A 12,423-nucleotide genomic window follows, 5' to 3' on the forward strand; every position below is an offset into this window, starting at 1 on the left:
ACACTCAACCGCATCAAGCGAGCGAATTTCTCAGAAGGATAGCGGGCGGTGGATTGTTCCACCTCGTGAACGAGGAAGTAAGCGGATAGGGTATCGATGCCGCCCATGGTCAAAAAAATAAAAAACCCATGGCGTGTTAGCCTTATGATTGATGTCTTGTCACTTAATCAAAACAAGACCAACATCGGGAAGGCTGATAAAATAAACGATGTAAGCAACCACAATCATAACGGTAATAATGGTTACAGCAATATCCGCCCCGCGATTTACAGCCAGCATCAGCCTGAACTGTTGAATAATATTTTTAATAATCATTTTGTCCTCATTTTCAACCAGGGAAACTTGAGGAAGGTTGCCTGTGCCCGCCAAGGGTCAGGCCGACTATACCGCGATGACGCGCCAGGCACAACCGGGCTGGCGTTGACAGTACCGGCATCTGATTATTGGTAACGATGGAGACTGATCCTGATGTATTCCCACAAATTATCGCTTCCGAGGCGATGTATTACTCCAGCCTGTCCGATCAGACCGGCGTTCGGCTGCTGCCGCGCCCCTGCAACAGCAGGCGGCCGCCCCTGGACAGTTCCATCCGTTCGCGTAGTTTGAATGCGTGATAGTTGGTGATGACGATTTTGGCGCGTTCGATGTCGCCGAGCATATCCGTGGGGGTCAGCTCGCGGTTGCGGTAGTAGCTGTCCGGGTCGTTGGGCTGCAGCTCGCGCAGCCGGTCGCGTATCGTCAGGCCGGGGGTGACGATCAGAAATCCGCGCGTAAACTGTTTGCTGCCGGGACGGCGCACCGCATTGACGGTTTGCCACGCGATCAGCATCGCCATGACCGTGGTTTTGCCCGCGCCGGTCGCCAGTTTCAGCGCCAGCCGCAGCAGTTCGGGGTTGGCGTTTTCGTTGGCGACGGCAAGATGATCGAGAAAAACCTTGCCGGTTTTACCGAGGCGCGGCGCTACTTCACTCAGCCAGATCGCGGTTTCCACCGCTTCGATCTGGCAAAAAAACGGTTTGACGCCGTTGAACGGATGATGCCGCCAGTGCTGCAGCAGACGCGCCGTTTCCGGCGTAACCAGCCAGTCGTTGGGGCTGGGCAGGCTGCGCCATTGGTCGATATGCCCGCGCAGCTGGTTGATAATCGGCGTCGGGTCGTATTGCTGTTCTGCAGAAGACAAACCCGACGCATCGCCGGTAAACAATGCTTGCTGCTCGGGCGCGTCCTTGCGTTTTTTCGGCTGGGGTATCGGCGTGACGAATTCAGCCTTCCTCCGCTGTTCGACGACGCGTTGGGTCGGCTGGCCTTTCTCGTCCAGCTCCCAGTGGCGCGCGGGGTAAGCGTAGGGCGAGTTCAGTATCGGTTTTTCGAAGAAGGGGTTTTCCATGCTGGGATTCTATCATTAATAGTGCGCCCCAGGCGCAAGCCAAGTCTTATGGTTTTCAATACCCTGGCGCATCCTGGAGTCTCTTCGCCTGCGTGATGTTTCACACCTTGACGGTCGGTGCTTTTGTCCGCAAACTGATCGGTAATTTATTTTTATTCTATTCGATGTTAAAACAGATATTTTTATAAAATACTGTTTTAAAAATACTAAAATTTTACAACTTATTCATTATCTATTCACATGCCAACGATTATTGACGCACTGAATCGTTTCGACATCGCCACCCGGCGGGAGCTCGCCGATTATCTTGGCGTAAGCCAGGCCGGCTTTTCCCGCTTGTTCCGTGCGCATGCGGAACGAATCGCTCAGATAGGCCGGGGCCGCGCGGTTCGCTATGCGTTGCGTTCGTCGTTTGCTCGTGTAGAGACCCCAGTGCCTGTGTACCGGGTTTCTCCCGAGGGAAAAGTCGGCCGTTTCGGTGAGCTCGAACCCTTGAGCAAAGGCCGTTTTTTGATACGCGACGCAGTGTTCGAGGATTTACCCTGGTTTTTGTGGGATATGCGGCCGCAAGGGTTTATCGGGCGTGCCTTTGCTCACAGCGAAACCGCGTTGCGTTTGCCGACGGACCTGCAGGCGTGGCAAAACGAAGATATTTTGCTGGCGCTGACCCGGCGCGGCGAAGATTGCAGCGGCGATCTTGTTGCCGGTCATGAAGCGCTGGAGCGTTATCTGGCGTTGCAGGATGCGCCGGTTGCGGTATCCCGCGCGGATTACGCGGCGCTGGCGCATGCGGCTGTTCTGGGCGATGTCGCCGGATCGTCTGCCGCCGGGGAGCAGCCCAAGTTTACCGCCATGCTGGCGCATCCCGATGCTTGCAGCGTGATTGTGAAGTTTTCTCCGCCGGTTCGGGAATCGCCCGCAGCCAGACGTTTTGCCGATTTGCTCATTTGCGAACATCTGGCGCTTACGGTTATGCGCGAGCAGAGTCAGGATGCCGCCGTTTCCGCCATAGTCGAAACAGGCGGTCGGGTCATGCTGGAAACGCGCCGGTTCGATCGCAGCGCAAACGGCAGGCGCGCGCTGCTTTCGGGAACCGCCATCGACGCTCAATTTGTCGGCGTGGTCGAGCCGGATTGGGCGGCTTTTATTCGGACATTGTGCCGGAAAAAGCGCATCGATTCCGGGGATAGAGACCACGTTCTGCTTTGGCATGCCTTCGGTTTGTTGATCGGCAACTCCGATATGCATCTGGGCAATCTGTCTTTTTTCACAGAGGATTACCGTTCTTTCACGCTGGCCCCGGCCTACGATATGTTGCCGATGCGCTGGAGTCCCGCGCGCGGGGGCGAAATCGTGGAAAGACAGCTCGATATTCCGCTACGCTTGCTTGATAACGCGTCTTTTGAAACGGCTGCTGTCATGGCGGAGGACTTTTGGTGTAGAGTACGCGGTTTTGACGCGTTGGAGCGCCGTTTTTCCGCGATTGCCGACGCCGCGTTGCTCGAAATCGCAAGGGTACGCCGCAAGGTGGCGAAATTCGCGCTGTGATGATGGCAGGGCTCGGCATGCCCGCACCGTCTCAAGCGCAAGCCTTAATTATTGATATCGATGGTTGATCTTTTTCAGCGTATTCCCGACACCCTGTTTTTGCCGCTGAGCGGCCCGAACCGGCATGTCTACGGACGCCTGCTGGTCGACCTGTACCCGCTGTTTTTCGAGCAGATGCATGCCGACGTATTTCCTTCGGCGCAGGTGGTGCGCGCCGAGCTGGACGAATTGCTGATGCGCATGGCCGTGGTCGACCTGGCGCTGGAAGACGAGTTCGACGCAAACGCGGAGGGCGCGCAGACCGAGGCCGGTCTGGCGCAGCGCGTTTACCGCCGCTTGCGCAACAGCGGCTGGCTGGAAGAAGAGATTGACGGTTATCGCGTACGCGTGTCGGTGCGTCCGGCGGTGGCGACGCTGTGGGCTTCGCTGATGGAAGTCGCGCGGCCGGAGAAGGTCTTTTACGGCGGCATGGTGCTGTCGATACTGAACAACGTACAGCGCGCGGTGGAAGATCCGCAGAGTCAGGCGCTGGCTTTTCGTCAGGCGGTGACCGAGGCGCGCCGCTTCAGTCAGCATTTGAACGCGATGATATACGGCCTCAAGGGCTTGCTCGGCGCGCTGGCGGAAATCAGCGATCACCGCCAAATCCTCGGCCATTTCTTCGACGATTTCGTCGAGCGTTTTCTGGTGGCCGACTACAAAAAGCTGAAGACGCGCAATAACCCGTTCCGTTTCCGCTACGACATTCTCGCGCGCGTGCGCGAGCTGGAACACGATCTGGAGCGCAAGCAGCAACTGGTTGCCGCCTACCAGGAGCAAACCGGTCTGAGCGACAGCGAAGAGGCCTGGCAGACGCTGGATCAGGACATCGCCGTGCTGCGCAGCGTGTTCGAGCAGGTCGATGACCATTTAGCGCTGGTCGATCTCTATCGCGGCCGCGTGGAGCAGAAAGTCGCGGATACGGTGCGCTATCTCGACCGCAGCCAGCCCGGCATGGCGCAGCGTCTGGCGGGCGCGCTGCAACAACTGGCTCCGCGAGTCGGGTGTCTCGAAGACAACGACGAAGGCCTGCAATGGCTGCCGCTGCTTGATGCCGCGCCGCTGAGTATATACGGGCTGCGCGCGCCTTCCGCGCCGCGCAAGCCGCCGGAGCCGCATTTGCTGTCCCGGCAGGCCATCGACCCCGCCGTGCTGGAAAAACAGCGCGCGATGCGCGCTTATATGGATCGACGCCGCATCGATCCGCGCCGTATCGAGATTTACCTCGATACGCATATGAAAGATGCAGAGCGGTTGTCGAGCGAGCAATTGCCCATTGCAGACGTGGAAGATTTCATCGCCTTCACCCACTTGCGTCATTTGAATTATTTGCCCGGCGCGGAGCGCCTGCGCCGGCGTTACCGTGTGGAACGCCTGGATGAAACGATGGAAAACGCCTACCTGCGTTGCCCGCGTTTTGTCGTTCACCGCACTGCCTTGGAACAGAATACCGATGCTACGTGATACCCGACACCTGCTGGAACGCCACGCCGATATCGACGAGGATGGCCTGCGCCAAACCGCCGCCCAGATACTGGGCCGCCAGTTTCTTTATCTGAACCGCGCGCGCGACCGCGAAGCCTATCGCGTGGCGATCAACCATTACGATTATTTTCGCAACCTGTTCGACGCGGTGGGCTGGAGCCTGCATCGCGACGACGATTTCGGTTTTGTCGGCGTGCTGCCGGCGGAAACCGAGAACTTCACGCGTCTGAAACTGGTGGATACCCTGTTGGTGTTCTGCCTGCGTCTGCTTTACGAAGAAGGCATGGATCGCATGGAAGTGCAGGCCGGTTGCGTGCACGCCGAGACTGAAGTTTTACTCGGTCGTTACGAAACCCTGCTCAAGCGCAAACGTCCCGGATTGACCGACATGCGCGCGATCCTGGCGCGGCTGGCGCGTTTCGGCCTGATCGAGATCGGCGAAACCGATGCAGGCGAACTGCTGCCGCGGTTGCGCATTTTGCCGGGCATCCGTCTGGTGACCGACAGCCATGTCATGGAGCGCCTGAGCGCTTATCAGGCGGAAGCGGCCACGGAAAGCGATGAAATGGATGGCGCGGAAGAGGCACAACCATGAAACGTCTGGTGAGATTGCTGCTGGTCAACTGGTATCGTCTGGATTGCGTTTCCGTCGAAATCGACGGGCATACCGCCTTCATCGGCCCCAACGCCTCCGGCAAATCGTCGCTGCTCGATGCGATACAAACCGTGCTGGTCGGCGGCGACAAGCGCCAGCTTTCGCTCAACGCCAGCGCCGGCGAAAAAAGCACGCGCAGCATCCGCGATTATTGCCTGGGCGTGGTGCGCGATCCGCAGACCCCCGATCTTTCCCTGGCGTTTCGTCCGCGCGAACAGGCGCTCACCTATCTGGTGCTGTGTTTCCGCGATGAAGACAGCCTGGCGGAAACTTCGGTCGGTCTGGCGATGCATGCCAGCCTCGACCAGCCGCAGGAGCACATCGACGGACGCTTCATCGCGCCTGGATTGTCGCTGCAGCTGGATGACCTGATCGAGCGCACTTCCGGCGGCAGCATGCCGAAGCCATGGAAGTCGCTGCGCGAAATGCTCTATCAGCGTTGCCCGGAGGTTAAGGTGGTGCCGCAATCCGGCGAATTTGTGCGCCTGCTGTGCGCGTCGCTGTCGGATGGACGCTATCACCTTGATTCTGATCGTTTCCTGCGCAGCTTCCGCAATGCGATTACCTTTGCGCCGATCCGCAACGTTTCCGATTTCGTTCGGCAATTCGTGCTCGAAGAGCGCCCGATACAGGTGCGCCAATTGCAGCAGGCGCTGAAGCATTATCGCGACATACGCGACAAGACCGAGGAAGCCAAAAAGCGCGAGAGCCTGCTCGACGAGGCCAATCAACGCTATACGCGCGCCGATCAGGCCGAGCGGCGGGTGTTGTCCTATCGCTGGGCCGAGCAGGAAGCGCGCTTTTCCTCGGTCGATGCGGAGATGGAACCTGTACGCGAACAGCTCGACGCGCTGCGAGATCTGGAAGATCGGACCGCGCGGGAACTGGAGGACGCCAAAGCCGCGCTGGAAACCCTGCGTAACGAACGCATGGAGGCCAGGGCGCGTCTGGAGAGCAGCAGCACCGCGCAATCGAAGGCGCGCATCGCCGCCGAACGCCGTCTGGCGCAACAGACCATGAACGGCGTGCTGCAGAAACTCATCGATTCCCGGCACGCCCTGGCTGTTGTGCGGCGCGTGCTGGATGACGGCGATTTACTGCCGGAATCGATAACGCCGGTTTTGCAGGAACTGGCGGCATTGAGCGCCGACGATCAGGAACTGCTGGCTGCGCTGTGGCCCGAGCAGCCTGAAATGATCATGGCCGCCGCCCGGCAGTTGCGCCCGTTGCTGGGCGAAGCCCAAACCCGGCTGCGCGACCAACTGTATGCGCTGGCCGGACGCGATCAGGCTTTGGAAAAAGAGCTGGTGACCTTGCGCGAGCGTATCAACCGCCTGGAAAGCGGCGGCAGCGATCTCAGCGGCGCGACGCGTGCCTTGACCGATTTGCTGGCGGCGCGCGGCATCGACGCGGTGCCGCTGTGCGATCGCATCGACGTAGGCGACGAACGCTGGCGCGATGCCGTCGAACGCTTTCTCGGCGGTCAGCGCGAAGCCTTGCTGGTGGCCCCGGAACAGGTGCGCGAGGCGATACGCATCTACCGTCAGGAAGGGCGGCACAGGAACATCCACGGCAGCCGTATTATCAACACCCTCAAGAGCGCCGAGGGACGCGACCGCATCGACGCGGAGTCGCTGGCCGAAGTGATCGTCAGCGACGATCTTCATGCGCAAGCCTACATCAGGCGCCTGCTCGGCAATGTGCGCCGCGTCGAAACCGAAGACGAACTGACGCGCCACGAACGAGCGATAACGCCCGACGGCATGCTGACCGCCAACGGCGCGATATCGCGCACGCAGCCGGTGGAGCCGATGCTGGGCCGCGATGCGCGCACGCGCACATTGATCGCGTTGCAGCAGCTTTTTCAGCGCCAGGCGGAGGAGTGGGGGCAAAGCCGGGCGGAAAAGGAACGGCTGGAAACGTTTTTGCAAAACACCTTCGATCCTTTCCTGCGCAACCTGGAGCAATTGCCCGATCTGTGCGCGTTAAGCGAGGAACGCCTGCAGCTGGAAGGCAAACTCGACACGTTGGGCGAAGAGGACGCGCGGCTCGATACCGAAGACTATCAACGCCTCAACGCCGAAGCGGAACGTCTTGCAGATCTCTGCAAACAGCACGAAGCCGGCCTCGACGCGATACAGAAACACGTCACCCTCCATGCGGTGGACAAAGCCACCCAGCAGCAGAAACTGCACGATCTGGAAGCGGAGGCCGGTCGGATAGCCCAAACCCGCCGCGAAGTCGAGCAGACGCCGGGGCTGGATCGCGAGGACGCGGCGCGGCGCCTGGAAGAACTGGAAAAACTGCCGGAAGACGACAGCGGCGACGCGCAACGCTGGCAGGCGCTGGCGCAGGAGGCGGCGGCTCGCGCCGCGCGCGCCGCGCACGAGATGCAGCGTCTGCGTCAGGAAAGCCGCGACGCGCTGCGGGAGTACTTCACCCATTGGCCTGCCGAAGAGGCTGCCGCATTTTTCCAGCAGCCGAACGGCAATCATTACAGCATGGCGGCGTGGACCTTGCGCACCCTGGGCGAAATCAGGGAAACCCGGCTCGCCGAATACGAACAGCAGGCCAAGACCGCCTTGCGCGAAGCGGAGCACGCGTTCCGCGCCGACTTCATGGGTCGTTTGAAAGACAACCTCGCGCGTCTCGACGATCAGCTGGCGGAACTGCGCCGCAACCTGCGTTCGCGTCCGTTTCACGGCCAGTTCTACAGTTTCATCAAGAAACCAGACCCCGATTTCGAACCGATCATCCGCTGGGTGGAAACCTGGACCCCGGAAATGGCCGGCGACGTCGGCGGCCTGTTCGACTTCGCCAACGACCCGAACCATCCGCACAGCGCGGCGATGCAGCGCATTCAGAACCTGCTGATGGAAGCGGGCGAGGGCGGCCTGCTCGATACCCGGCTGTCGGATTACCGCTATTACTTCGGTTTCGACGTGAAGATGACCGACGCCGACGGCGGCAACGCCGAATTCCTGTCGCGCCGCCTCGGCAAAGGTTCGGGCGGCGAACATCAGTCGCCGTTCTACGTCTCCATCGGCGCGGCGCTCGCCGCCGCCTATCGATTGCGGCGCGACGAAAACGGCAAACTGTACGGGGGCATGGCGCTGGCTGTGTTCGACGAAGCGTTCAGCAAACTCGACGTGCAGAACACCGTCAGCGCGCTGGGCTTCCTCGACGAACTCGGCCTGCAGGTGATTCTGGCCGCGCCGGATGAAAAATACGGATTGATGAGCGAACATGTCGACACCATCGTCAACGTCTACCGCGGCGGCGGCGCAGTTTATATCGACGCCGATTATCTGAAGCCGGAGGCGAAGGCGTTGCTGGCGGGGGATAATCCGCTTAAGAGTCCGGTTTCCGACTGAAGCGATGGGTACGGTTGTTTTCTCTCCTGTAATTCTATAGATCAATCGTTAAACAAATGAACTTTTTTTGGATTTACGAAATAGCAAGCTGGCAGCTTGGTTCGCTGATTATCGGCTTGACCGTCGCGCTGGCGCTATCAGGATTATTATTGACGCGCGGCTGGATACGCCGGACCTTCAAACTTTCCGATAAAACCAACGAAGGCGTTAACGGATTTTTTTCCGGTATCGGCGTTTTTTATGGGCTGCTGCTGGGGTTGGTGGCGGTGGCTACCTGGGAATCGTACGACGAAGCCTGCGATCTGACTTCGAGAGAGACGTCCGCGTTCGCGGCATTATTCCGTGATGCCGGCTCGTTCCCCGATCAGGAGAAAAACCTGATGCAACAATCTCTACGCGACTATCTGGTTTATGTCATTGAAACCGAATGGCCGGCTCACCAACATGGCGAACGTCCCACAGGCGGCAGCCGTATTTTAACCGGCGTGCAAAAGGTGCTTACCGGCTTCCACCCGGCGAGCGTAGAACAGCAGACATTGCAGGCGGAAACATTGCGCGCTTTCAATCAGCTTGTCGAAGCACGGCGATTGCGCACCGATGCCGTGAATAACGGATTGGCGCCGATTTTATGGTTCGTGGTGATTTTCGGCGCGGTGTTGAGCATAGTCGTCACCTACTTTCTGTACTTCGACGATATTAACACGCACACGGCACTGACGACCTTTATCGCAATTTTTATCGGCATGATGATTTTCTTTATTGCGGCTATCGATAATCCTTTTCGCGGGCCGACTGCGGTGACGTCGGATTCCTATCTGGAAATTCTCGATAATCTGGGCGATCTCGACCGGGAAAGCGTTTGAATGCAAGGCGGCTGAATAACTGGATTTTCATGGCGGCATTTTGGAAGCGCTCTTGCGGATTCAAAACTCCAGCCATTATTCGTCCAGTTTTACCTGCCGCGTTTCCGGCAAAAACAGCGCGCCGGCAACGCAGGCGACGATCAGCAATCCAACCGGATACCATAATCCCGACAATGTATCCCCGCTGCGCACGCCGATCAGCGTAATCATGAACGGCGAGAGGCCGCCTATCCAGCCCGCGCTGAGATTGTGCGGCAGCGCGGCAGCGGTATAACGTGTGCGCGCCGGAAACAGCTCGGCCAGCAGCGCGGTTTGCGGGCCGGTGACCAGCGCGACGGCAACGACAGGCACGCTCAGCAACAGAAACAGCATCGGAAAATCGACTTGTCCGGCGTCTGCGCGCTCGACCCAGCCGCGCACATGCAATGCGGCTGCCAGTTCCTGCGGGCGAAAACCTTCCAGTGCCTGCGTTCCGGCTATGCTCACGCTGACCGCCGATTGATCGCCCGATGGCGTCTGCGTGCTGTAAGCGACCCCGCGCGTGGTCAGAAACTCCTGATTGCGTTCGCAGTCGTTGGCCGCCTTCGCGAACGGGCTGTAAGCGCACGACGCGCCGAATAACACTACCGGCACCGTCCGGTTGAACTGCGCCAGCGCCGGGTTGCCGAAATGCTGCAGCCCCAGAAACACCGGCATGATCGCGATGCAGCCCAACAGCAGACCGCTCAGCACCACCGGCCTGCGCCCGATGCGGTCGGAGAGCCGTCCGCAGAATAGCGTCAGCGGAAACAACAGCAGGGTGCTGATAATCACCAGCAGACTGCTGAGCTGCGCATCCAGGCGCACCACGCTTTTAAGAAACACGCCGGCAAAAACCTGGGACGAAAAGAACAGCAGCGAACCACCCGAGGAAATGCAAAAAAACAGCAGCGCCATGCGACCAAAGGTATGGCGGTCGCTCAGGCACTCGCGTAGCGGCGCTTTGGCGACGACGCCCAGTTGCTGCATGCGCAGAAATACCGGCGATTCGTGCAAACTCATGCGGCTTTTGAGCGAAATCAGCAGCAGCACGGCGGAAAACAGAAACGGCACGCGCCAGCCCCAGGCGTGAAACGCGCCGTCGTCGAGCAGCGTCTGCAGCAGCGCCACCTGCAGCGTCGAAACCAGGATGCCGAGCGGCCCCATCAATTGCAGCGCGCTGGTGTAAGCGCCGCGTTTATCGGCGGGCGCATGTTCGGTCACGTAAACCGCCACGCCGCCGATTTCGCCGCCGACGGCAAAACCCTGCAACAGACGTAACAGCAGCAGCAAGGCCGGAGCCCATAGCCCCGCCTGCGCATAGGTGGGCAGCAGCCCGACCGCGAACGTCGCGACCCCCATCAATACGATGGTGGTAATGAATATCGGACGGCGGCCGTATTTATCCGCCAGCGAGCCGAACAGCGCCGAACCCAGCGGACGCACCACCATGCCGACGCCGAACGTCGCCAGACTGGCCAGCAACGCCGCGACCGGATCGTCGGGCGGGAAAAACAATGCGCCGAAATAAGTCGCCAGCGAGGCGAAGGTCAGAAAATCGTACCACTCAAGAAAAGTGCCGAAGCAGGCGGCTATGATGACTTTGCGCGCGGTGGCGGGAGATTCTGGCACTGAACGGTCCATGGCAATCAAAGATTGCGGATTATAGCGGGTAGGCGGCGAGGGGGGAGGATTTCCAACGAATACCTGTCAAACCTGACAGGTATCGAATTACCTCGCGTTCTGCTATGTTCCATTCGTAATCTACATTCGATACTGAGCAGAGTCAAAACACGGCATGGAGCGATTCGCCCGCATCTATCATTTGCATCGAATATTGCAAAGCAGCAAGCTACCCGTCGCGCGCAAAACCATTGAGGCACGGCTCGATTGCTCGAAAGCCACCGCAACGCGCATCATAGACGAATTGCGTAACTTTACCTGCGATCCCATTCCCTATGATCGCACGCGCAACGGATATCACTACCAGAATCCGGAGCGGCACCGGCAGGATCTGCCTTTTCTGTGGTTCAGCGCACCCGAACTGAACGCGCTGCTGGTCATCCATCATCATCTGGAAACCCTGCAAAACGGATTTCTCGGCGACAGCCTCGCGCCTTTACGCGGTCGGATTCAAGCCATGCTAGAACTGTACGGGGAATCCGCCGAAGAAATCGGACATCGCATCAAGATTCTGGCGGCGGCGAAGCGCGGCGACTCCAGCCTATGGTTTCCGCGTTGCGCCGAGGCCGTGCTGCAACGCAAGAAAGTTTTACTCGATTATCATGCGCGCGGCGCGGACAAACAGGAAACGCGTGAAGTATCTCCCCAGCGGTTGATTCATTACCGCGACAACTGGTATCTCGACGCCTGGTGCCACCAGCGCGCCGCGCTACGCATCTTTGCCGTCGAACGCATCAAGCGCACGGAATTGCTGCCGCAACCGGCCGTCGACATCGGCGATACCGAGCTGGATGCGCATTTCGCCGCCGGTTACGGCATCTTCGCAGGTCCCGCCCAGGCAATTGCTGTTTTAAACTTCAGCACCGAAAGCGCCCGCTGGGTCGCCGACGCGCAATGGCATCCGCAGCAACAGGGCCGCTATTTAACGGATGGACGCTACCAACTGCGCATTCCCTATGGCAATCCGACCGAACTGATCATGGATATTCTCAAGTACGGGCAGGATGTGGAAGTGCTGGAGCCGCCGGAACTACGGGTAGCGGTCGCTACGAAGCTGGCTGCTGCGCTTGCCGTCTATCGTGAAAAATAATTGCGGCGTACTCACGGTTTGAGCCAGTGGGCGTAGTAGGATGAAGCCCTCATCAGCACAATCCCAAACGCGAGGGTTTGATTCATGATCAAGTACTTGCTAAAAATTTACCTGATAATCTTATTCTGCGCGCAACTCTTCGCGCTGGGCGTAGGGCTGAAAGCGGGCTGGGACACGGGCAGTATCGCAGCCGGTTTGCTGGTGTTTCTATTTGCCGAATTCTGGGTAATCGGTGCGGCGGTCCCGCTTTACTTAGTTAAACCGGAAAGCGTCTGGTAGCT

The 12,423-nt window shown here is 59.1% G+C and carries 10 protein-coding genes; 7 read left to right on the forward strand and 3 right to left on the reverse strand.

Annotated elements, in window-relative coordinates; genetic code table 11:
* Positions 1 to 159: 159 nt before the first annotated feature.
* Both F6R98_RS21535 and F6R98_RS05400 read right to left on the reverse strand, forming a co-directional pair.
* A complete protein-coding gene (locus tag F6R98_RS21535) occupies positions 160 to 369 on the reverse strand; it encodes a hypothetical protein (protein WP_194270153.1) in 210 nt (69 codons plus the stop codon).
* Positions 370 to 523: 154 nt separating this feature from the next.
* Complete coding sequence (locus tag F6R98_RS05400; protein WP_153248112.1) at positions 524 to 1,387, reverse strand: DEAD/DEAH box helicase family protein; 864 nt, start codon at positions 1,385 to 1,387, stop codon at positions 524 to 526.
* A gap of 240 nt (positions 1,388 to 1,627) precedes the next feature.
* On the opposite strand from F6R98_RS05400, the gene yjjJ reads away from it, so the two are divergent.
* From yjjJ to F6R98_RS05425, 5 genes are read left to right on the forward strand one after another with little or no spacing between them, the layout of a single operon-like run.
* Positions 1,628 to 2,935, forward strand: a complete 1,308-nt coding sequence (gene yjjJ, locus F6R98_RS05405; protein ID WP_153248113.1) for a type II toxin-antitoxin system HipA family toxin YjjJ — start codon at positions 1,628 to 1,630, stop codon at positions 2,933 to 2,935.
* 60 nt (positions 2,936 to 2,995) lie between these two features.
* On the forward strand, positions 2,996 to 4,438 hold the full coding sequence (locus F6R98_RS05410; protein WP_153248114.1) for a Wadjet anti-phage system protein JetA family protein: 1,443 nt from the start codon (positions 2,996 to 2,998) through the stop codon (positions 4,436 to 4,438).
* Positions 4,428 to 5,054 (forward strand): DUF4194 domain-containing protein, encoded by a 627-nt coding sequence (locus F6R98_RS05415; RefSeq protein WP_194270154.1) that lies wholly within the window; start codon positions 4,428 to 4,430, stop codon positions 5,052 to 5,054. The genes F6R98_RS05410 and F6R98_RS05415 overlap by 11 nt, the downstream gene beginning before the upstream one ends.
* Complete coding sequence (locus F6R98_RS05420) at positions 5,051 to 8,488, forward strand: SbcC/MukB-like Walker B domain-containing protein (protein ID WP_153248116.1); 3,438 nt, start codon at positions 5,051 to 5,053, stop codon at positions 8,486 to 8,488. Before F6R98_RS05415 ends, F6R98_RS05420 begins: the two co-directional genes overlap by 4 nt.
* 56 nt (positions 8,489 to 8,544) lie before the next feature.
* Complete coding sequence (locus F6R98_RS05425) at positions 8,545 to 9,351, forward strand: bestrophin-like domain (protein ID WP_153248117.1); 807 nt, start codon at positions 8,545 to 8,547, stop codon at positions 9,349 to 9,351.
* A 75-nt stretch (positions 9,352 to 9,426) separates the two neighbouring features.
* Here F6R98_RS05425 and F6R98_RS05430 read toward each other — a convergent pair whose 3' ends face one another.
* Positions 9,427 to 11,001, reverse strand: a complete 1,575-nt coding sequence (locus tag F6R98_RS05430) for an MFS transporter (protein ID WP_228125108.1) — start codon at positions 10,999 to 11,001, stop codon at positions 9,427 to 9,429.
* Positions 11,002 to 11,167: 166 nt separating this feature from the next.
* Here F6R98_RS05430 and F6R98_RS05435 point away from each other — a divergent pair, with 166 nt between their 5' ends.
* Positions 11,168 to 12,142, forward strand: coding sequence for a helix-turn-helix transcriptional regulator (locus tag F6R98_RS05435; RefSeq protein ID WP_153248119.1), 975 nt, complete (start codon positions 11,168 to 11,170; stop codon positions 12,140 to 12,142).
* Between the two features lie 84 nt (positions 12,143 to 12,226).
* Entirely contained in the window at positions 12,227 to 12,421 is a 195-nt protein-coding gene (locus tag F6R98_RS05440; RefSeq protein WP_153248120.1) for a hypothetical protein, read from the forward strand.
* Positions 12,422 to 12,423 lie beyond the last annotated feature (2 nt).

Source organism: Candidatus Methylospira mobilis, from assembly GCF_009498235.1.
Classification (GTDB): Bacteria; Pseudomonadota; Gammaproteobacteria; order Methylococcales; family Methylococcaceae; genus Methylospira; species Methylospira mobilis.